17 protein-coding genes are annotated in these 20,245 nt (G+C 68.8%); 10 read left to right on the top strand and 7 right to left on the bottom strand.

Annotated features, from left to right (window positions below; genetic code table 11):
• Positions 1-15 precede the first annotated feature (15 nt).
• Positions 16-777: a class I SAM-dependent methyltransferase gene (locus CLV67_RS27925; protein ID WP_106323526.1), complete on the top strand. Its 762-nt coding sequence runs from the start codon at positions 16-18 to the stop codon at positions 775-777.
• A 23-nt stretch (positions 778-800) separates the two neighbouring features.
• Here CLV67_RS27925 and CLV67_RS27920 read toward each other — a convergent pair whose 3' ends face one another.
• Positions 801-1,031, bottom strand: a complete 231-nt coding sequence (locus CLV67_RS27920) for a hypothetical protein (RefSeq protein WP_106323524.1) — start codon at positions 1,029-1,031, stop codon at positions 801-803.
• A gap of 561 nt (positions 1,032-1,592) precedes the next feature.
• Between CLV67_RS27920 and CLV67_RS27915 the strand changes: the two genes are divergently transcribed.
• Positions 1,593-2,348: a hypothetical protein gene (locus CLV67_RS27915; RefSeq protein WP_106323522.1), complete on the top strand. Its 756-nt coding sequence runs from the start codon at positions 1,593-1,595 to the stop codon at positions 2,346-2,348.
• Between the two features lie 9 nt (positions 2,349-2,357).
• On the opposite strand, the gene CLV67_RS27910 is transcribed toward CLV67_RS27915, so the two are convergent.
• The 3 genes from CLV67_RS27910 to CLV67_RS27900 form a co-directional block, all read right to left on the bottom strand.
• Positions 2,358-4,253, bottom strand: coding sequence for a S8 family peptidase (locus tag CLV67_RS27910; protein WP_106323520.1), 1,896 nt, complete (start codon positions 4,251-4,253; stop codon positions 2,358-2,360).
• 115 nt (positions 4,254-4,368) lie between these two features.
• Positions 4,369-6,225, bottom strand: coding sequence for a S8 family peptidase (locus tag CLV67_RS27905; RefSeq protein ID WP_106323518.1), 1,857 nt, complete (start codon positions 6,223-6,225; stop codon positions 4,369-4,371).
• A 111-nt stretch (positions 6,226-6,336) separates the two neighbouring features.
• Positions 6,337-7,566 (bottom strand): IPT/TIG domain-containing protein, encoded by a 1,230-nt coding sequence (locus CLV67_RS27900; protein ID WP_170154025.1) that lies wholly within the window; start codon positions 7,564-7,566, stop codon positions 6,337-6,339.
• A gap of 271 nt (positions 7,567-7,837) precedes the next feature.
• On the opposite strand from CLV67_RS27900, the gene CLV67_RS27895 reads away from it, so the two are divergent.
• Together CLV67_RS27895 and CLV67_RS27890 are read left to right on the top strand one after the other, a co-directional pair.
• Entirely contained in the window at positions 7,838-8,563 is a 726-nt protein-coding gene (locus CLV67_RS27895; RefSeq protein WP_106323514.1) for a hypothetical protein, read from the top strand.
• Between the two features lie 155 nt (positions 8,564-8,718).
• Complete coding sequence (locus CLV67_RS27890; RefSeq protein WP_146169312.1) at positions 8,719-9,294, top strand: hypothetical protein; 576 nt, start codon at positions 8,719-8,721, stop codon at positions 9,292-9,294.
• A gap of 88 nt (positions 9,295-9,382) precedes the next feature.
• Here the strand turns inward: CLV67_RS27890 and CLV67_RS27885 are convergent, their stop codons facing one another.
• Positions 9,383-10,597 carry a hypothetical protein gene (locus CLV67_RS27885; RefSeq protein WP_146169311.1) on the bottom strand — a complete coding sequence of 405 codons (1,215 nt, stop codon included), beginning with the start codon at positions 10,595-10,597 and terminating at the stop codon, positions 9,383-9,385.
• A 255-nt stretch (positions 10,598-10,852) separates the two neighbouring features.
• Positions 10,853-12,589, bottom strand: a complete 1,737-nt coding sequence (locus CLV67_RS27880) for an IPT/TIG domain-containing protein (protein ID WP_170154024.1) — start codon at positions 12,587-12,589, stop codon at positions 10,853-10,855.
• 385 nt (positions 12,590-12,974) lie between these two features.
• Here CLV67_RS27880 and CLV67_RS27875 point away from each other — a divergent pair, with 385 nt between their 5' ends.
• The 6 genes from CLV67_RS27875 (at position 12,975) to CLV67_RS27850 (ending at position 19,785) form a co-directional block, all read left to right on the top strand.
• A complete protein-coding gene (locus CLV67_RS27875; RefSeq protein ID WP_106323506.1) occupies positions 12,975-13,265 on the top strand; it encodes a DUF1540 domain-containing protein in 291 nt (96 codons plus the stop codon).
• A 145-nt stretch (positions 13,266-13,410) separates the two neighbouring features.
• Positions 13,411-14,160 carry an NUDIX hydrolase gene (locus CLV67_RS27870; RefSeq protein WP_106323504.1) on the top strand — a complete coding sequence of 250 codons (750 nt, stop codon included), beginning with the start codon at positions 13,411-13,413 and terminating at the stop codon, positions 14,158-14,160.
• A 157-nt stretch (positions 14,161-14,317) separates the two neighbouring features.
• Positions 14,318-15,895, top strand: coding sequence for a plasmid pRiA4b ORF-3 family protein (locus CLV67_RS27865; protein WP_203737394.1), 1,578 nt, complete (start codon positions 14,318-14,320; stop codon positions 15,893-15,895).
• 786 nt (positions 15,896-16,681) lie between these two features.
• Positions 16,682-17,641 carry a molecular chaperone DnaJ gene (locus CLV67_RS27860; RefSeq protein WP_106323715.1) on the top strand — a complete coding sequence of 320 codons (960 nt, stop codon included), beginning with the start codon at positions 16,682-16,684 and terminating at the stop codon, positions 17,639-17,641.
• A 9-nt stretch (positions 17,642-17,650) separates the two neighbouring features.
• Positions 17,651-18,607, top strand: coding sequence for a hypothetical protein (locus CLV67_RS27855; protein WP_106323500.1), 957 nt, complete (start codon positions 17,651-17,653; stop codon positions 18,605-18,607).
• Positions 18,604-19,785: an adenylosuccinate synthetase gene (locus tag CLV67_RS27850; protein ID WP_106323498.1), complete on the top strand. Its 1,182-nt coding sequence runs from the start codon at positions 18,604-18,606 to the stop codon at positions 19,783-19,785. Before CLV67_RS27855 ends, CLV67_RS27850 begins: the two co-directional genes overlap by 4 nt.
• Here CLV67_RS27850 and CLV67_RS27845 read toward each other — a convergent pair.
• On the bottom strand, positions 19,782-20,216 hold the full coding sequence (locus CLV67_RS27845; protein WP_106323496.1) for a nitroreductase family deazaflavin-dependent oxidoreductase: 435 nt from the start codon (positions 20,214-20,216) through the stop codon (positions 19,782-19,784). The genes CLV67_RS27850 and CLV67_RS27845 overlap by 4 nt on opposite strands.
• Positions 20,217-20,245 lie beyond the last annotated feature (29 nt).

The raw sequence follows: 20,245 nt of genomic DNA, 5'->3' as shown, positions 1-20,245 counted from the left end.
AGTAGCGTAAGGAATATGAGTGCTTACCTGAAGAACCATCAGGCATGGCAGGAAAGCTGGGATCGCCAGCAGGAGGCGTTCATGCCGGACCGCGAGCACCGGTTCGCGGCGATGCTCGACGCCGTCGCCGCGGTCACCGGGGGCGAGCCACCACGGCTGCTCGACCTGGCCGGCGGTACGGGCACGATCTCGCTGCGGACACTGGCCCGGTTCCCCGGCGCGCGGCTCACGGTGCTCGATCAGGACCCGGTGCTGCTCACGATCGCCGAGTCGTCACTGCGGGACCGGGCGACGATCGTCGACGCGGACCTGGGCGATCCGGGCTGGCGGGCCAAGCTGCCGGACGAGCCGTTCGACGCGGTGCTGACCGCGACGGCACTGCACTGGCTGCCCGCCGAGCGGGTGAGCGCGCTCTATGCCGAGATCCTCCAGGTGCTGCGCCCGGGCGGGATCTTCGCGAACGCCGACCACATGGAGGAGGAGGGCCTGCCGGAACTCTCCCGCAAGCTGCTCGATCACGGGCGGGTCCGGCGGGAGGCGGCGTACACGTCCGGCGCCGCCACCTCCTGGCCACATTGGTGGGCGCTCGCCGCCGCCGACGGGCAGCTCGCACCGAAGGCCGCCGAGCGGGAGCGGATCTATCCGTCCGAACGGCACGGTCAGGAATGGCTGCCACCCGCGTCGTGGCACGTCGAGGCACTGCGGGCGGCCGGATTCCGCGAGGCGGGGATCATCTGGCGCGGTGGCACCGACGCTGCGGTCGCGGGCCTCCACTGACCCACCGAAGGGAAGGCAGCCGGTCAGTCGGTCCAGCGGAGGAAGCGGTCGAAGAGCTCGGAGGCGGGCGCCTGGGGCATGTCCCGGGCGGCCTCCTCGAGGTAGTCCCACATGCGCACGGCCAGGTCCACCCGGCCGTTGCCGCGGGCCAGTTCCTCGCGGGCCGGGTCGCAGGGCCACGGCCGGCCGCATGACAGGCAGTCCCAGGACGGCCGGGCCGGGCTGTGTTCCGTCTGATCACCGATCCCGGTCATCGCACGTGGCCGCTCTCTTCCTGGCGCGGGCACGATGAACGGCTGCATACGGGTCCGCCCGCCATCGCACCCGCGTTTCACCACACCTTGCGCGCGCATCGTGCGGCGGTCAACCACTCGGCGGCCTCGCTCGCTTGTCCGGGTGACGCCCGTCCGAGCCATCGGCACCGGTCGTTCCGGGCCGGTCACGCAGGGTCTCCGGCGGCGGCTCGGGCGACCGGGCTCCGGCGCGACCTGCGGCAGTACGCGGCTCAAGGTCGACCCCGGGAAGAGGCGGCGGTACGACGCAAGCGGCGTTCCTGTCGCCCCGACGGCCCCCGCGATGACGGCATGCCGACACCACCGCTCCGGCCGAGAAAGGGATTCCCGCCCGATATGTACCGTTCTTTGGGACCATGGGACGGGCAGACCAGCGGAAGCAGGGCCGGGCGGACCGGCGGGGCGCAGCCCGGGAGCGCCGAGCCACGCCGGCCGAGGGAACAGGCGGCGAAGAGCCCGGGTGGCGCAGCCCGGGGAGCGCCGAAGCACGCCGGCCGAGGGAACAGGCGGCGAAGAGCCCGGGTGGGCGAGGACGGTGAGATGGCCTACGACGAGCACGAACAGCAGGAACCGCAGGAAACCGAGGGCGGCCTGTACGCGTCCACGGCCGCGGCCACCCCGCAGCGATCGGCACTGCGACGTAAGCAGGTCGCGGTCGGGATCGCCGGCGCCGCCGCGGTGCTGGCCGGCGCCGGGTTCCTGGCGACGCAGCTGATGGACGAGGGGCAGCCGAGTCTCCCCGAGCCGGCCGCGCTGGCCCCGCAGTCCCCGGCCTCGGACGAGATCGCCTCGGAGGAGCCGGAGCCGTCGGTCACCCGTACACCGAGATTGACCAAGAATGCCGCACCCGTTGAACGCAGCCCGATGGTCTCGCCCGAGGCTAGCCGTCAGGCGAGCCCGGATCCGCATGACGAGTCCCGCGCCGCGGACGCTGTCGAGGACCTGCGCGAACGACTCGGGATCAGCCAGCGCACCTACGTCGCGGACCGGGCGTTCGGCGACGGCACCATCCGGGTGGTGACCGCCCGCCGCGACCTGTCCGGCGAGCGTGAGATGCAGCTCGCCGGGGATGCGGGCGAACCGGCCGGGGACGGGACGCGGTGCACCTCCGACATCACCTCGCAGCCGGAGGTGCCGCTGGGCGGGCCGGCCACCATGCTGTGCTGGCGGATGTCGGCGACCCGCAGCGTGATCACCATGACTTCGGCGGCGAGGGACGAGTCCCTCGCCGCCGAGTGCGCCGATGTGATCAGCCAGGAGTGGGCCCGGCTGGAGTGAGCGGGATCGTCAGGCGACGATCGACGCGCTGGTGACACCCATGATCGTGGTGTTTTCCGGAACGACGACGCGGTAGGTCTGGCCGGGCCGCAGGCCGGTCAGCGTGACCTTCATCGGCGAGACCGGCGCGGTGTAGGCACCGACGGTCCGCCACTCGCCGTTGACCGACTGCTGAATCTGGGTGGCCCGGCCGATCGCACCGACCAGGGTCGCCTGCACCTGACCGAAAGCGTTCTTGGCCAGCGTCGCCGTGGCCCAGACCCGGTAGCCGACCGCCGTCGAGGTGACGGCCTCGCTCTCCGTGGTGGCCGCGGCGGTCACGACGACCCGGAAGTACGCCTTGGCCGTCCGGTTCACCTGCACGGTGCCCAGGTCGGTGGTCGTGGTGATGGTGCAGGAGTGCGCGGTGCCGCCCTCGGTGACACAGACCTGCACCGGCTTGCGCGCCCACGCCTGTCCGCCGGCCGTGATCGTGAAGGTGGTGCCGACGTTCGTCCCGTAGGTCACCTCACCGCCGGCGGTGTTCGCGGTGATCACCGGCTTGACCTTGGTCCCGGGCACGGTCGGGGCCGTGGTCGGCGGGGTCGTCACGGGAGCGCTGGTGATCGGCGCCTTCGTCGGAGGCGTGGTCGGAGCCTTGGTGGGAGGCGTCGTCGGCGCGCTGGTCGGGGCCTTCGTGGGCGGGGTCGTCGGCGCGGTGGTGGCCGGGGCGACCGCGTTCAGGGCGGCCACCGCGTCGATGCGGCCGTTGCCGAAGTCGTTGTCGAAACCGGGCTGACCCAGGTCGACCGCCGACTTCTCGAGGGCGGCCTCGATCTGGTCCGGTGTCAGCGACGGCTGGTAGCTCTTGAGCAGCGCGGCCACCGCGGCGACGTGCGGTGTCGCCATCGAGGTGCCCATCATCGACTTGTACTGGCCACCCGGGTAGGTGCTCAGGATGTTGGTGCCGGGCGCGGCGACGTCGACGTAGTTGCCGGCCGTCGAGTAGTGGCCGATCCGGTCGCCGGAGTCGGTCGCGGCGACACCGATGACACCGGCGTCCGCGCCCGGGTACGACGTCGGGCTGCCCTTCTCACGGTCGTTGCCGACGGCGGCGATGACCGTGACACCCTTGCTGCGGGCGTACGAGATCGCGTTGGTCACCGCGGCGACCTTGGAGGTCGAGCCGAGCGACATGTTGAGGATCTGCGCGCCGTTGTCGGCCGCCCAGATGATGCCCTCGGCGGTGTCGGACATGTTGCCGGAGCCGCTGTCGGACAGCACCTTCACCGGGATGATCTTGACGTCCGGCGCGACCGCCGCGACACCGATGTCATTGCCGGTCACGGCCGCGATGGTGCCGGCCACGTGGGTGCCGTGCCCGTGCCGGTCGGTGGTGCTGCCGGCCCGGTCGGTGATCGCGTCGAAACCGCTGAGCACGTTGCCCTGCAGGTCCGGGTGCGTGGCGTCGACGCCGCTGTCGATGACGGCGACCTTCACGCCGGCACCGGTCGAGCGCTGCCAGGCCTCGTTCGTACGGATCTTGTCGAGCCCCCACTGCTGGGAGCGGCTCGGGTCCGAACCGGTGGGCACGCCGAGCGCGTACACCTTGGCGTCCATCTCGACGCCGATCGCGTTCTCCGCCTTCTGGGCGTCCTCGACCAGCTTGATCGCGGACGCCTTGTCGGTGGCCTCCTTGACGGTGACGACCGGCCGGCCGTCGGAGTCGATCGTCGTCGACACGACCCGTGCCGGCGCGGCCTCGGAGACCGTCGCGGGAACCATACGCTCCGGCGACGTGGTCAGCCCGTAGCTCACCGGCGCCCAGTCCGCGCTGCCCGACGGGAGAGCGAACACACCGACGGCGGCGAGCGCCCCCGCGGCAACGGCACCGAACGCGAACTTGCGGATCTGGACCTTCTTCAAAACTGTTTCCTCCCCCTCGAACGACCTGCAATCAGATTCGAGGGGGAGGGTTGTACGAGCCGGTGTCAGACCGTTGCCGATCCGGAGCAGCGGATCCCGACTTCTCAAGCGGCTTTCAAGCGGTTATCGGCGTGCTCGCCACCCCCAGGATCGCGATGGTGTCCGGCACGACCACGCGGTACTGCTTGCCGGGAATCAGCCCGCTCACCGTGGTCATCGCGGCCGCGGGGAACTCGCCGACGTTCGACCAGACGCGGTTCACGTACTGCTGGACCTGCACGGTCTGCCCGTCGACGCCGAGCATCGCCACCGACATCACCCCCTTGGCGGTGCGCTTGGCGACGACCTTGGCCCGGACCGTGAACGTCGCGGCCGGCGACGTCGCGGCCGCGGTCGTCGCGGTCTCGGGGACCTCGATGTGGACCTTGAACCCGGCCGTGGCGGTGCGTGTCACCGCGACGGTGCCGGAGGTGGTGGTCGTCGTGTCGGTGCAGACGGGCTCGCCGCCGCTTTCGGCGACGCTTTCGGAGACGCACAGCCGTACCGGCATACGGGTGATGGTCTTGCCCGCGACCCGGATGGTGAACGTGACCGACGCCTTCGACCCGTGCACCACCTCACGGGTGGTGACGTTCGTGGTGATGAGCGGGGTGCTCTTCGGCGCGGCCGGGGTGCTGGCGCTCGGCGTCGGAGTCGGACCGGACGTCGGCGCGGACGTCGGGGTGGTGGTCGGGGCCGTCGTGGGCGCGGTGGTCGGCGGCTTCGTCGGCGTGACCGCGTTCAGTGCCGCGACGGCGTCGACGCGCCCGTTCCCGTAGTCCCTGTCGAAGCCCCTCGTGCCCAGGTCCACGGCGGACTTCTCCAGCGCCGACTCGATCTGGTCCGGCGTCAGCTGCGGCTGGTGGGCCTTGAGCAGCGCGGCCACCGCCGCGACGTGCGGCGAGGCCATCGAGGTTCCGTTCAGCGAGGCATAGGCTTGGCCGAGCTTCTGGGGGTACGTGCTGATGATGGCGCTGCCCGGCGCCGCGACGTCGACGTAGCTCCCGGCGTTCGAGTAGGGCGCGAAGGTGTCGGCCGAGGTCGTCGCCGCGACCGCGATCACGCCCTCGTCGGCACCCGGGTATGAGGTCGGGCTGCCGTCCTGACGCTCGTTGCCGGCCGCCGCCACCACGGTGACACCCTTGCTGCGCGCATAGGCGACCGCGTTGGTCACCGCCGGACTCCGCGACGGCCCGCCCAGCGACATGTTGATCACCTTGGCGCCGTTGTCGGCGGCCCAGACGATGCCCTCCGCGGTGTCCGACGAGTAGCCGCTGCCGTCGTCGGCGAGCACCTTGACCGGCAGGATCTTCGCGTGCGGCGCGACCGCCGAGATGCCGAGCCCGTTGCCGGTCACCGCCGCGATGGTGCCCGCCACGTGGGTGCCGTGCCCGTTGCCGTCGGTGACGGTTCCGGCCCTGTTCGTGACCGCGTCGTAGCCGCGGAGCACGTTCGCCCCCAGATCCGGGTGCGTCGAGTCCACCCCCGTGTCGATGACGGCGACGACGACGCCACTTCCGGTCGACTTCTGCCAGGCCTCCGCCACGCGCATCTTGGCGAAGTCCCACTGCTGAGACCGATAAGGATCCGATCCGGTGGGTACGCCCAGCGCGTGCACGGGGGTGTCGATCTCGACACTCACCACACCGTCCGCCAGCTGCCGGTCCTTGATCAGCTTGACGGCACCCGCCCGGTCGGTGGCCTGCCCGACCTTGACCACCGGCTTCCCGTCCACGCCGACGGTGGTGCTGACCACCCGGGCGGGCTTCGCCACCGAGACGATCGCCGGAACCAGCTCGTCCGCGCTCTGCGTCAGCCCGTAGGTGACCGGCTGCCACCTGACCGTGCCGGTCGGCAGCGCGTAGACCCCCACCGCGGCGAACGCCCCCGCCGCAACGGCACCGGCGGCATACCTGAGCAGCTGAACCCTCATCCTTGAAGCCCCTCCCGTTGCGGTCGGGAAGGAGCATCGGCTCGCCGGATTCAGCGGTGATTCTTTTGTCGGTTGCGGCTCGGTTGCAGGCCCAGCGGCAGGAGGTCCCCGTCAGTAGGGCGAGACGGCGAAGACGGCCCCGCTGCTGACGATCGTGGGCTTCGCGACGGAGTCACTGACCGCCAGGTCGCCGTTCGCGACGACGGTCAGGACGTAGGCGCCTTCGGCGATCGGCGTGTTCGGCACCGTCAAGCTGGTGACAGGGCTCAACTGGTCGGCACCCAGGTCCAGAGTGCAGACCAGCTCGGTGTCGTTCACGATCACCACGTCGGTGCATTCCGCCACGCCCCGGTTGCTACCCGGCACGTAGACGTCCTTGACCAGGAACACATGCGCATTGCTGTCCGTCGGCGAGCCACCTTCGACGAAGGTCAGGTCGGAGAAGCCGGCGCCGATGACATCCACATCGACCTTCGCGCCTACGGGAGCGGTGTTCGGCAGTATCCGGATGCCGTTGCTGTAGGTGAAGGGGATCGGCGCATCGATGGTGGCGGGGTCGCCGTCCTCCGGCTGCCCGTTGTTGTCCGGGTCGAGGCTGCTCACGGTGCCGCCGGGAGTGTTCACCGTCAAAGCGAGTCCACTGTCCGCGGCCCGAGGCCCGGTCATCGCGGTGAAACTGTTTCCGTTCGGCGCCACGGTGATGCTCGTCAGGTCCGCACCACCGATCGAGCCGGACACCCCGGACCCGGTCGAGCTGAACCCGGTGCCGGTGACAGTGATCAACTGACCACCCACCGCGGAACCGCTCGCCGGGACGACACCGGTGATCGATGGCCGCGGCACCACCGTGTAGGTGCTCATGGCCAGTAGATTCCCGCTGTCCAGGGAGTCACTGTCGTAGACGCAGACGTTCCACCTCGCTGAGGTCTGCGTGCCCGCCAGGACCAGACCGGTGGGATTGATCTGGCTGGGGTTCCCGTCACCGTCCAGATCCGGGTAGGCGCTGGACGGAACCTCGAAAGCGATCTTCGTGGTGGAGAGGCGTTTCACCGCCTCGGGCCGGACCGTCAGCACACCGGCCGTCGCGGTCGTGTCGGTGACGGCGATCTGGGCTATCTCCTTGGGCCTCGCGGCGCATGTCGAGGAGCCGGTCCCGATGTATTGGAACTGGACCGTCGGCATACTGCCGGGCACGAAGGGACCACCCGCGGAGACCGTGCCGGTGATGGTGGCGCCGCCTCCGCTGGGACCGGTCGTGCTGCTCAGCGTCATACCTGACGCTGCCATGGCCGGTGCGCTGGTACCGGACAGCACGACGACGGCCGCAGCGGCGGTCACCATTCCGATCCGGCCGCATCCTCGAACCATTGCGCGGTACCTCCCACGGGCGTGGCGGCCGGCTCACGGCCACTTCCCAGGCAGCGTAACGACCGATTACACCGTATTCGCGTAGAACGCGAGATGATCTCGACAGCTCAGGGGCACGCCCGAAACCGGCTTGCCACAATCAACGTTTCTGGCACGAATTGTCCGCTGTATTGGAAACATGGGAGTGCGGGGTCCGCCGTCAGGCGGCGGTGGGCCGACAGCCGAACCCGAAAGGCAACACATCATGACCAGCGAAGACGACCATCCCGGCGACGACGGTCACCGTGCGGCGCCGGCGCGGCTCGGAAAGTCCGGCCGTACCCGATCCCGCGCCGTCGCCGGTGCGGCCGGTCTAGCCGCGGTCCTCGGCATCGGCGCCTATCTGACAACCTCAGCGATCATCAGCGACGACGTACCGATGGCCGAGGATGTCCGGCCGATCGCGCCCGTCTCCACACCCTCGACCGCAGTCCTCTCACCCACGCCGTCGGCAGCCGTATCCCCTTCCGATCAGCAGACGAGCGGGGCGGGCGCCCAAGCGGCCCAGCAGGAGAGAGATCCCGGGGAGGTACGCAAGGAGGTGACGACCGCGCGCCAGAAGGCAGCGGAACACGGCTTCCCGCTCCAGCGGCCGCTGGAGCCCGACGCAGATTCGGCACCCGGAACGGAGACCACCCGGAATCTGCCGGGCGGGGGCACCATGCGGATCACCACGGCCGAAGGAGACCTCACCGGGCAGCGCCCGCTCCTGTGGGCCGGCGATGAGGGCAGGACTGTCGGCCCCAACAGGTGCACCCAGAGCTTCCGCTTCAGCCAGGGCGATCTCGGTGTCGAACGCCCCACCATGCTGCTCTGCTGGCGTACCTCGGCCAGCCGCAGCGTGGCCGTGTTGTCCGTGGATCCGGACGGAACTCCCTCCGTCGAGGAAAGCGCCAAGGTCATCGATCGCGAATGGGAAAAGCTGAGTTGACTCCGCCCTCCCGTCACGGCGAAATCCTGAAGAGGACAGATCAGATGAGAAACATCGACCATGAACGAGCGAGAGTACGGCGTGGGCGGACACTCCTGGGAGCCGCCGGACTGGCGTCCATAATCGGCACCGGCGCATTCCTGGCGTCCGGTCCGATGGCGCCGGAACGCGACTCCGAAAGCGCACCGCCCGCATCACGATCGGTGGCGCAGCAGGCGATGTCGGGCGCCGAGGTGGCTGCCGGCGCCGCGGCGAGGGCTCAGCCGATGGGGCCGGTGGCCCCCGATGCGGCCGCCACGGACAAACCCAAGAGCACGGCGGAGAGACTCGACGACGCCCGGAACGCGAACAAGCGCATGGGTACGGAAGTGCGCCGGCAACGGCTTCGGGAGCCCTCCAAAGCCGACCCCGGCAAGGTGCGAACCGTGGAGAACGGCACTCTCAAGGACAACCGGCGGATGATGCGGATCGTCTCCAGCCGCCAGGACCTCACCAATTTCCGGGAACTGGCCTGGATAGCCGATGAGGGGAAGCCGTTCCGCAACGCCCGGTGTTCCCGCACGGTCCAGGTGAGCGAGAACGTGGAGCCCAAGGAGAAGCCGACCATGTTGATGTGCTGGCGACTGACTCCGAAGAAGAGCGTCTACACGATCACCGTGGACCTCAAGAAGAACCCCACTCCCCAGGAAGGCGTCGCCGCCCTGGAAAGGGAATGGAAGCGGATGGGCTGATCAGCGATTCCGTCCTGAGGATGAATGCCCGGCCCCTGAGGGACCGGGCATTCTGGGATCTAGCTGTAGCTCAGACGAGAGTGCCAGCTCAGACGAGAGTGCTGTAGAGCACGATCCCGCCGGCCGTAGGAACCAGGGCCGCCGCGGCGCTGGAGCCAACCGCGGTCGGTGTGAAGGTCACCGGGGCAACCCCGGAAGGCGGCGGTGTCGTCACCGAGATGTGGCAGTAGACCGTCGTGTCGGACGCGACCAGGCAGGTTTCCGTCACTGTGCCGCCGGTGCCATCGAAGCTCCACGTACCCGCAGAACTGGTCAGCCCTTTACCTGTGATCTTGAAGGCTGCGGCGCCCGATGTCGGCGCGTTCGCCGTTCCGGTACAGGTGGGGAAGGTGGTAGTAGGTGCTCCGATCCAGGTGCTCGTCGCAGCCGCATCGGCACAACTTTGAATACCGGTGATGACAGACGGGAACTTGAGATCATCACTGTCGGCAGTCCCGGCGACCCCGTCATGGACCAGCATGACACTGACGTAGTCGCCGGTGGCACTCTGCGGAGGCAGCGCGACATTGACCTCGTCGGCATCCTTCCAGGTGACGTTTGCCGGTGCCACCGTCGGCGACCCTCCGACCGTGCTCGACAGATAGGCGGTGATCTTCTCCGCGGTGAACAACGCCGACGTCGTCATGGGAGCGACACCCGCGGTGATCTGGACGGGAAGCGTTCCACCTCCGAGCGGATTCGCGTTCACATCGGTACCCCCGAGCGATGCGGTGAGCGGGGCACGGTAGAAGATCTCGCTCTGGCTGGAGACACTCACACCGCTTGAAGTGCCGGTAGCCGTGGTGTTCACCACCTGCACACGAATTGAGCCCGTTCCCGCAGCCGGTGAGCCCGCGGTCGTACCGTCGACCGGCGTAATCGTGGGCACCGTGGCGTACATCTGAGTGTCGGAAATGACGTTGTACCTGGTCGCCAAGGTATAGCCGGTGGTGGCGTTCGCGGACACACCAACGAATCGGACCTGGGAGCAGCCCGAGTTCGCGGTCGGCCAGGCGATCGGAGCGATGCTGCACCCGCCGGCAGCAGCGTTGTCCGTCATACCGCTGAAACCGGTGCCCGTGATCAGAACCGTGGTTCCACTGGTGACCACCTTGTTGGTGGTGCCCGCCACGACGACGCTGCTGACCGTCGGCACCGCCGCATACGCCGGAGCGGCAACCGCAGCAAGCCCGCCGGCGGCCACGGTGGCCACCACCAGCGCCCGGGTGCCGCAGCGCGCGACGACCCTACGTCCTTTTCCCATTGAGTCCTCCAAATTACGCAGGGTTCACGACCCCGACTTGTGAACGATTTCGCACGCGCGGATCCGGACATACGCGACCGCGCGTCGATCCAGGAATTGGAGCGCAACCAGAAGGCGCTCATTCAGAATTCTTTCAGAGAAAGCATGATCATCAGCGGTTTCGCCGGCATGCCGGGAATCTCCGAAAGAATTGCGCCGGAAATGCCGGTGGACCCGGAACGCTGCTCCGGGTCCACCGATCAGGTTTCCTCAGAATCAGTAGTCCGCGACGGTGAAGGTCGAACCACTGGAGATGATCGACTGCGAGTAGGTGGCTGAAAGCTGTGCACCGACGGCGCCGTCGTTCACGACCGTGATCGTGTAGGTGCCGTTGGCGACCGGGACGGACTGCTGGACGCTGATGTCAGCGGCCAGCGGGCTGCCGGGAAGCGTGCCGGTGATCGGGGCACTCAGTGTCGCGGTGGTGCCACCGGTGCCGATCGCGATGATGGTGGTGTTGTCCGCAAGCTTCGGGTCTGTGGTGAGAGCCGAAGCGGAGACGACCGTGCGCCCGATGTCAGCCTGGGTGAAGCTACCGCTCGCGGCGGTCAGCGTGGTCGAGTTGGTGACCGTGACGTTGGCGATCGGCCGGGCGTTGGTGAGACCAGCGCCCGTTCCGGCAACCAGGTTACCCTTCGCGTTGTTCGACACGGTCGCGCTGGTCGGGCTGGCAACGGCGGTGATCAGCGTGCCCGCGTCGAAGGTCGTCGTGCCGTCACCCGCGTCGAGCACCATGCCGACGTCGGCCTGAGTGAAGCCCATGGCGGTGCCACCCGACGCCGGCGAGGTGATCTGGTTCGATCCGCTCGTCGCCGTGATGACCTTCCCCGTCTTCGCGGTCGCGGCGGTCAGGACGCCCGTTGTGCCGCTCGTCGGGTTGGTGAACGTGTGGTTGAGCGGGAGGCTGCACAGCAGCTCCTCGTCAGTGATCACCAGAACGTTGATGCACTCGGTCAGTTCCGGGTTGGTCTTCGCCCCACTGTTGCTAAGCGGGTTGTAACCGCCTGCCGTGAGGTAGACGTGACCGTTCGCCGAGCGGGTCGTGCCGCCCTTCGTGGCCTCGAAGGAGTAGTTCGAGAAGCCGACACCGAGGACGTCAAGGTCCACCGATCCGTTGTGGTTCGGCGCGGTGTTCGGCGAAACCACGATGCCGTTCGAGTAGTTGAACAGGCTCGCCTTCCCCGTGGTGTCACCCAAGGTGTTCACTGAACCGCCAGGCGTGGTGACCGCCAGCAGGAAGGGACCACCAGCCGCGTGCGGCGGCGTCTTGGCCGTGAAGCTGTTGCCGTTGCCGGCCACCACGATGTCCGTCAGCGGCTCACCGTCGATGGTCGCGGTCGTGTTGGTGGGCTGGGCCGTGGTGTTGGCCACGAATCCGGTGCCCTTGACCGTGATGGTGGTGCCACCGAGTGCCGGCCCGCTCATCGGCGACACGGCGCCGACAGCATCGATCTTGGGCTTGGTTCCGACGGTGTACTGCCCGCTCGCGATCAGCGCCGCACCTGATGTGTTGGCGGAGTAGGTGCAGAGGCCGTAGCGGTTGATGCTGTTGTTCACTGCCACGCCGGCCGGGACCACCACGGCGATCTTGTTGGGCGCCAGGACCTTCAGCGCCGGCGAACCGGTCGCCACCAGGTTCGTGGCCGGCGCCGAGCTCGGGTACGTGGTGGGGCAGGTCACGGAGGTGGCTGTCGCGGTGGTGGCAGCGACGAAGTATGCGGCTGTCGTCGACCCGAACGACGTCGGGTTGGGTGACGTCGGGTTGGTCGCGAAGGTAGCCACGATCGTGTTGCCACCGCCGGTCGGGCCACCGGTCGAGCTGAGAGTAAGCGTGCCGGCTGCCGCGAAGGCCGGAGCAGCGCTCAACGCGGTCAGGAGCGTCGTGGCGGCTCCTGTCGCAAGCCCGGCGCGGCCGAGACGACGCCGGGTGATGCTGGACTTGGACTTGCTCATGCGAGGTCCTCCTACGGGTCCTGAGGGACCGCGTCGCTGGATTTGTCGGGCCCATGCGCTCGGTGAACCGTCGCGGGCCATCTCGCCGGAAGCGTAACTATTGGATGCGGTTCGGCATGGGAAAGTCGGAAACATACTCATATGTCAGACGAAGGTCACGGTACGGGCTAGGCTGCCACCTCCGGCCAACAAGTCGACGATGACCGATAAGACCCCGGGCGGCCATAGGAATTGCGTCAGGTTTGCCTTGCCTAAATCGAGGAAAGTAAGCCTCTCCTAACCATTCTTGATTTTCGAGAATGTAACCGCGGAAAGGTGTCATTCCACTGAAGAATGGATACCTTGATAGCGAGTCGCATCGAACTGCCGGCAAAGGAGAAGCGTCGTGACCCAGATGATGAACATGCCCCGCGTCCAGACGTGCACCGTCACGGACTGTGGCTACAACCACGACGGCTGCACCGCGTTCGCCATCACGATCGGTGAGGTGAACTCGGAGTGCGGCACGTTCGTGGGGTCGGGGCTCTCGGGCGGGATGGGCATCGCCACCGCTCAGGTGGGCGCCTGCAAGCGGGCCGACTGCAAGTACAACAAGGACCTCGAGTGTCAGGCTCCGGCCATTACCGTGGGGGCCTCCGCGGACAAGGCGGACTGCCTCACCTACGAGCACAGCTGACCGATTCCGTCCAATAGCCCGTCGCCTCGCCAGCCGCGAGACGACGGGTTTTTCGCGCCCGGGGACGGTCGGCGCCAAGTAAGACTCGTGCTAAGAATAACTCCGGCCGAGGCGGACGACGGACGACGAGCGCGAGGACGAAGCGATGGATGAGACCAGCTTCCTGGCGGGATACGACCCCCGGAAATACGCGGCGGTGGCGGTGACCGTCGACGTGGTGGCGCTGACCATCCGCGACGGGCGGCTCTGCGTGCTCCTCGTCGAGCGCGGCGCTCAGCCCTTCGCCGGGCGGCGGGCCCTACCCGGCGGATTCGTCAAAGACGAGCCCCTGGGGGCGGCAGCGCTGCGGGAACTGGCCGAGGAGACCGGACTGACCCCCGGCGCGGGGGAACTGGACCGGGTTCATCTGGAACAACTCGGGTCGTACGGGGATCCCGGCCGTGATCCCCGGATGCGCGTCGTCTCGGTGGCCTACCTGGCGTTCGCGCCGAGTCTGCCCGAACCGACCGCGGGCAGCGACGCCGCCCGTGCCTACTGGGTTCCGGTCGACGAGGCGAAGGATCTGGCATTCGACCACGACACGATCCTCGCCGACGCGCTGGAGCGGGCCCGGGGCAAGCTCGAGTACACGCCTCTGGCGACCGCGTTCACCGGGCCCGAGTTCACGATCGGCGAGCTGCGGCAGGTCTACGCCGCCGTGTGGGGCGAAGACCTGCACGCCGGCAACTTCCACCGGAAGGTGTTGTCGGTGCCCGGGTTCGTGGAGAGCACCGGCACGACGACGGCGCGCGGCGGGGATCGGGGCGGGCCGAAGGCCAAGCTCTACCGGGCCGGCGACGCCCGGCTGCTACACCCGGCACTGCTCCGCCCGGTCAGGGATGACCGGGTGGGATGAACCGGCGAGGGAGGACCGGGTGGGATGAACCGCCCAGGGAGAACCGGGTGCGATGGGCCGGCCAGGGAGAACCGGGTGCGATGAACCGCCCTGGAAGGACCGGGTCAGATGAGGGGGGCGGTCATCTGATCGACACCGCCTTCGGCAGACTGGCGCGATGAGTCCTCGAAGCCGACGCCCCGCCAAGCGTCGCGACAGCCGCTCCCGCCGCCCGGATCTCACCGTCGTGCCCGGCCCGGAGCAGGCCTGCGGCTGTCCCGAGTGCGCGGGCGGCGGCGTGGATCCCGAACAGATGCTGGCCGACCTGGTCGATGACGCATCAGCCCTTGCCGAGATCGACGATCCGCTCGATGCGGAGCTGGCCGGTGCGATGTTCGTGGCGATGAGCCGGGCCGACGGCGACGAGTGGATGGCGGGGTTCGCCGGTGCTTTCCTCCCCGCGGTCGAGGCGCGCGGCAGCCAGGCCGCGTTGACGCTGCTCACCGCGATCGGTGCGATGGGCGGTGACGCGGCGAACCCGGTGACCGAGACTGCTCGGGCGGCCGCCGCCCGCCTGCGCGCCGCTGGTGTCGCGGAGCCGGTCTGGGCCGGCGACCTGGCACAGCCGCTGACCGCGGGACCGTTCACCCGGATGCATGACGACCAGGACAACCTGTCGGTGCTGATCGGTGTCTTTCAGCGGGCCGGCCGTGACCACGCGCTGATGATCACGGTCGATCACCTGCACTGCGGTGCCGCGGAGGACATCTACCTGCTCGACACGGAGGGGCTGTCGGCCGCGATCGCCGCCATCCACCGGGGCGCCCGGCAGGACAGGGTGACGATACGAACCAAGAAGCTCGGCGCACCGGAGTTCCGCTGGTATGTCGAGCAGGCCTTGGAGGTACGCGACGTCCACGACGAGGAGGAGGGGATGGTCGACGACGGCGTCCCGGAAGGTCCGGAGCCGATCGACGACGGACCGGGATTCGCACCGCTCGCCGTGCTCACCCGTAGTCGCCTGGAGACCCTGCCGCCCGCTCGCCGACCGCGCGGCGCGTCCGCGTCCGCCCACACCGCCGACCGGACCACGCTGGACGTGCTCCAGCAGTTCGCCGCCCTGGTCGGCGACTCCGGCGGCCCGGCGTTCGGCCTGCCCGCCGCTCGTCGACCGCTGCCGCAGAAACTGCCGGCCAAGCGCAAGAAGTCCGACGGGCCGGCGCCGACCTACCAGATCAAGGTCGGTCTGCGCGGCGCGAAGCCACCGATCTGGCGTCGCCTGCTGGTGCCCGGCGACATCACTCTCCACCGGCTTCACCAGGCGATCCTCGGCGCGTTCGGCTGGGACGGCGATCACCTGCACGTTTTCGACACCGCCTACGGTCAGTTCGGTCAGGCCGATCGCGACCTCGGGCACCGGTCCGACAACGCCGTCACCCTCGAACAGGTCACCCCCGCGGTCAAGGACAAGATCCGATACACGTACGACTTCGGCGACGACTGGGAACACGACATCCTGGTCGAGAAGACCACACCCGCCGACCCGGCCGTCAAACTTCCGGTCTGCGTCGGCGGGCGGCGCGCGGCACCACCCGACGACTGCGGCGGTGTCTGGGGATACCAGGAGCTGATCGAGGTTCTCGCCGATCCCGGCCATCCCGAGCATCAGGAACGGCTGGAATGGCTCGGCCTCGATGACGCCGGCCAGTTCAATCCGGACGAGTTCGATCGCGACAGGATCAACCAACGGCTCTAGAGAGCTTTCGTAGTCGGGGTGTGAATCGGCGAGCCGTACCGGGGTTTCGGGTACGGCTCGCCGGCTTCCCGGGACGGTTGTCCGGCTGGGGCGTCGGCGGTGCTCGGCCGACGGCCGGCTCGGTGATACCGGCCGCTTCGCCACCCACCCGCCGCCCCGCAGGCCCCGCACATCCCGGGCCGCCCAACGACCGCAACGGACGGTTCCCGCGTACCGCCGCCACCCGCCGACAAACCGCAGAACACACGCACGGGCTTCGCGTGTGTTCCTGGCGTCGCCGGCAACGACGGCCCGGTCCCACACAGCCAAGCCGTGGACGCCCACCGTCGCCACCGCGACGTCAAGGTCACCCGCTACAGCTATGTGTGACCTCACTGCCGCCACACCGGCCCACCACAACACCGCTCTCCCGAGCACAACCCCGCCAGGGCGGGCCGGCGCGCATCGCTCTCTCCTGTCTGGATTTCTGATCTGCGCCCGCGGCGCTGTCGGTGGGCTGACCGTCCTGCCTGACGACAACGACTTCGTCACTGCCGCCCGCCACCTTCCCGACCTGTCCGAGCGCCGCGTTCTCGACCGTCATTGAGATGTGGGCCTGAGAAGCCGACGACGAAGGGCGTTGACGAGGGCTCACGACTGCGCTAGGTTGTTCTCAAGTCGAGTAATACTCAGTTGGAGAAACACTCCATACGAGAAGAACTAGGGAGGGCCGGCGACATGAGCGGATTCCGCGAGGCGACGGCCAGGACCGAAAACCACAGATCCCCCGGCGGTACGGCCGGAGTGATGACGTTCGAGCAGGCGGTGGCCCGGATCCGCGCGGCGCGGAGTTTCGCGGACCTGACCGGCGGCGGGGCGGCCGGAGGCTCCTCGTACCGCAGATGGGCGAAGCTGGTCCACCCCGACGCCGTGAGCCCTTCGCAGCACGGGGCCGCGACGGACGCCTTCGCGAAGCTCTCGGCACTGTACAAAGCCCGAGCCGCGGAGAAGACCGACCCGGTGATCCAGGGGCGCCGCAGGGCGTACCGCATGGGAAAGGTCTTCAAGAAAGGCGACATCGCCGAGCTGTACGTCGACGGTGACGCGGTGATCAAGGTGCCGCGGAGCCCCGGCGACAGCGACCTCATGGAGACCGAGGCGAACGCGCTGCGGAAGCTGTGGGCGAACGGCGACCCGAAGTTCCGCCCCTATGTGCCCCGCCTCATCGAGTCCTTCGTCCACGAGGACGACCAGCGACGCCGGCGCCGGGTCAACGTCGTGGAACACCAGCGCGGCATGATCAGCCTGGCCGAGATCGACCGCGAGATAGACCCGCGGGACGCGGCCTGGATGTGGCGGCGGCTGCTGACCGCGATCGGCTGGGCGCACCGGGCCGGAGTGATCCACGGGGCGATCCTGCCCGAGCACGTATTGATCCATCCGGAGCAGCACGGCCTGGTTCTCGTCGATTGGTGCTATTCAGGGCATCGACCGGAGGCGATAGTGAAGGCGAGGCTCGCCTGCTATCCGCCGGAGGTGCTCCACGATCACACTGCCGGACCCGCCACTGACATCTACATGGCAACGGTGCTGATGACGCGGCTGATCGGGTCGCGTATCCCCGCCTCGCTGCGGCGGTTCGCCGCGGGTTGCACGTATGACGCGCCGCGGATGCGGCCGCAGGACGCCTGGGTTCTGCTCGGCGAGTTCGACGACCTCATCCACCAGCTTTACGGCCCCCGCAAATTCCGGCCGTTCGTTCCTTAGGAGGACAAAATGGGAAGCGGACACTGGTCCACCGACGTCTACTCGGCGGCCGCCAACTACCGCGCGGCGAGCGGGAAGAGCGCCTTCGCGTACAGCGACTCCGGCGCCCGTACGGTTCACCCGGATCTGGACCCGGACGGCGTGTTCATGCGGGAGAGCCGGGACAGCGACGAGCACCCGTTCACCACGCCGATCGCGGTGCTGTTCGACGTGACCGGGTCGATGGGGAACGTGCCGCGGGTGCTGCAGACCAAGCTGCCGCAACTGCTGGGCCTGCTGACCCGGAAGAACTACGCGGTCGACCCGCAGATCATGTTCGGGGCGATCGGCGACGCCACCTGTGACCGGGCGCCGCTGCAGATCGGGCAGTTCGAGTCGGACAACCGGATGGACGACGACCTCGCCAAGATCGTCCTGGAGGGCGGCGGCGGAGGGCAGAAGCACGAGTCGTACGAGCTGGCGCTGTACTTCATGGCCCGGCACACGATCCTCGACTCGATGGTGAACCGGGGCCGGCGCGGTTACCTGTTCATCATCGGTGACGAGATGCCCTACCCGCGGGTGAAGCCGCGCGAGGTCAAGGCCGTGATCGGTGACGACCTGAGCGAGCCGATCAGCACCGAGGCGATCCTTGCCGAGCTCAAGCGCAAGTACGAGGTCTACTACATCCTGCCGACGGCGGCGCACCACAGCGGCGACAAGGAGGTGCTGTCCCGCTGGCGCAAGCTGCTCGGTCAGAACGTCCTGGAGCTCGACGATCTGGACGCGGTCTGCGAGACGATCGCGCTGACGGTCGGCCTCGGCGAGGACGCGATCGACCTGGAGGAGGGCATCGCGGACCTGACCGACGTGGGCTCGCGGGCCGGCGGGTCGGTCGGCCGGGCGCTGGCCCCGCTGCAGCGGCCCTCAGTGGTGCGGTCGGCTCTGGAGATCGCGGGCGGACCGAGCGGGAACCAGCGGCTGTGAACGGGCACGTGGGGGTCGTCGACCTCGGTTACGGCGACGCGGGCAAGGGCACCGTGGTCGACTTCCTCTGCGCGTCCGGGCAGGTCGACGCGGTGCTGCGCTTCAACGGGGGGGCGCAGGCGGCACACAACGTGATCACCGAGGACGGGCGGCACCACACGTTCGCGCAGTTCGGGTCGGGCACGCTGCGGGGCGTCCCGACACACCTGACCCGGTTCATGGTGGTCGACCCGCTGGCCCTGGCGGGCGAGGCGAAGGCCTTGGGTAACCCGTTTCACCTGCTCACGGTGGATGGCGACGCACTGCTCGCCACTCCGTGGCATCGCGCCGCGAACCGGCGGCGAGAGACGGGACGTGGTGCGGAACGGCACGGTTCGTGCGGCATGGGCGTCGGAGAGACGATGTCGTACGCGGAGACGCACCCCGATGCTCCCCGAGTGAGGGACGTGCTCTCACCGTCGCGGCTGCGGCAACGGCTCGCGGCGGTGAGGGACGCGCTCGGCGACTGCGGTGTTCCGGTCCAGGACGTGGTGGACGCGTTCACGGCGTTCGGCGAGACGGTCCGGATCGTGGGCGACTCCTACACGGACTCCCTGCTGGCGAAAGGACCCTGCGTCTTCGAGGGCGCGCAGGGCGTCCTGCTCGACGAGTGGCGCGGCTGGCACCCGCACACGACGTGGTCGACGACGACGTTCGACAACGCGCTCGCGCTCTGTCCCTCCCTGCAGCGGCTCGGTGTCGTCCGGACCTACACCACCCGGCACGGGGCGGGGCCGTTCGTCACCGAGGACCCGGCGCTGGACCTGCCCGAGGCGCACAACGGCCGGGACCCCTGGCAGGGCGCTTTCCGGACCGGCCACTTCGACGCGGTGGCCCACCGTTACGCCGTGGAGGTGGCCGGCGGCGTCGACGCCCTGGCGATCACCCACCTGGACGTCCCCGAACGCTGCCCGGACCTGCGGATCTGCACCTCGTACGAGGGCGGCTGGGACCGGATCGAACCGGGTCCGCCGCAGGATCTCGGCTACCAGGAGCACCTGGGAGCGAGGCTGCGGGAGACCCGGCCCGAACGGATGTACCGGCCGGACGACTGGGCCGAGGCGATCTCCACACACCTGGACGCGCCGGTGCTGCTGGAGTCGTACGGCCCTCAATCCTCGGACAAGAAGCTCCGCTAGGCCGGGCTCAGGAGGAAGACCGGGATGACGCGGTCGGTCTTCTTCGTGTACTCGATGTACTGCGGGAAGGCGGCCGCGGACCGCTCCCACCACACCTCCCGCTCCTCGCCCTCGAGCTCCCGGGCGACGTAGTCCTGCTTGAGCGGACCGTCCTGGAGCTCGACGCGTGGGTTCTTGCGCAGGTTGTGCACCCACACCGGGTGCTTCGGTGCGCCGCCGAGCGAACCGACGACCGCGTACTCACCCTCGTGCTCGACCCGCATCAACGCGGTCTTGCGCAACAGACCGGTCTTCGCACCGACACTCGTCAGCACGATGATCGGCTTGCCCATGATGTCGTTGGCCTCGGCACCGCCGGTGGCCTCATACTTCTCCGCCTGCTTGCGCGCCCAGTCCGAAGTGCTGGGAGCGTACTCACCCGTCAACGGCATAATCCCGACCCTACTCGCCGCACCCGGCT

Source organism: Actinoplanes italicus (assembly GCF_003001815.1).
In the GTDB taxonomy this organism is placed as follows: Bacteria; Actinomycetota; Actinomycetes; order Mycobacteriales; family Micromonosporaceae; genus Actinoplanes; species Actinoplanes italicus.
The sequence above is the reverse complement of the archived record's forward strand: the minus strand, read 5'-3'. Positions and strand labels throughout refer to the sequence as shown.

Bases quoted from the DNA above. Each gene is read 5' to 3' on its own strand.
- CLV67_RS27925 (WP_106323526.1), top strand. From the start codon at position 16: ATGAGTGCTTACCTGAAGAACCATCAGGCATGGCAGGAAAGCTGGGAT.
- CLV67_RS27920 (WP_106323524.1), bottom strand. From the start codon at position 1,031: ATGACCGGGATCGGTGATCAGACGGAACACAGCCCGGCCCGGCCGTCC.
- CLV67_RS27905 (WP_106323518.1), bottom strand. From the start codon at position 6,225: ATGAGGGTTCAGCTGCTCAGGTATGCCGCCGGTGCCGTTGCGGCGGGG.
- CLV67_RS27900 (WP_170154025.1), bottom strand. From the start codon at position 7,566: ATGGTGACCGCCGCTGCGGCCGTCGTCGTGCTGTCCGGTACCAGCGCA.
- CLV67_RS27895 (WP_106323514.1), top strand. From the start codon at position 7,838: ATGACCAGCGAAGACGACCATCCCGGCGACGACGGTCACCGTGCGGCG.
- CLV67_RS27890 (WP_146169312.1), top strand. From the start codon at position 8,719: ATGGCGCCGGAACGCGACTCCGAAAGCGCACCGCCCGCATCACGATCG.
- CLV67_RS27885 (WP_146169311.1), bottom strand. From the start codon at position 10,597: ATGGGAAAAGGACGTAGGGTCGTCGCGCGCTGCGGCACCCGGGCGCTG.
- CLV67_RS27880 (WP_170154024.1), bottom strand. From the start codon at position 12,589: ATGAGCAAGTCCAAGTCCAGCATCACCCGGCGTCGTCTCGGCCGCGCC.
- CLV67_RS27870 (WP_106323504.1), top strand. From the start codon at position 13,411: ATGGATGAGACCAGCTTCCTGGCGGGATACGACCCCCGGAAATACGCG.
- CLV67_RS27865 (WP_203737394.1), top strand. From the start codon at position 14,318: ATGAGTCCTCGAAGCCGACGCCCCGCCAAGCGTCGCGACAGCCGCTCC.
- CLV67_RS27860 (WP_106323715.1), top strand. From the start codon at position 16,682: ATGACGTTCGAGCAGGCGGTGGCCCGGATCCGCGCGGCGCGGAGTTTC.
- CLV67_RS27855 (WP_106323500.1), top strand. From the start codon at position 17,651: ATGGGAAGCGGACACTGGTCCACCGACGTCTACTCGGCGGCCGCCAAC.
- CLV67_RS27845 (WP_106323496.1), bottom strand. From the start codon at position 20,216: ATGCCGTTGACGGGTGAGTACGCTCCCAGCACTTCGGACTGGGCGCGC.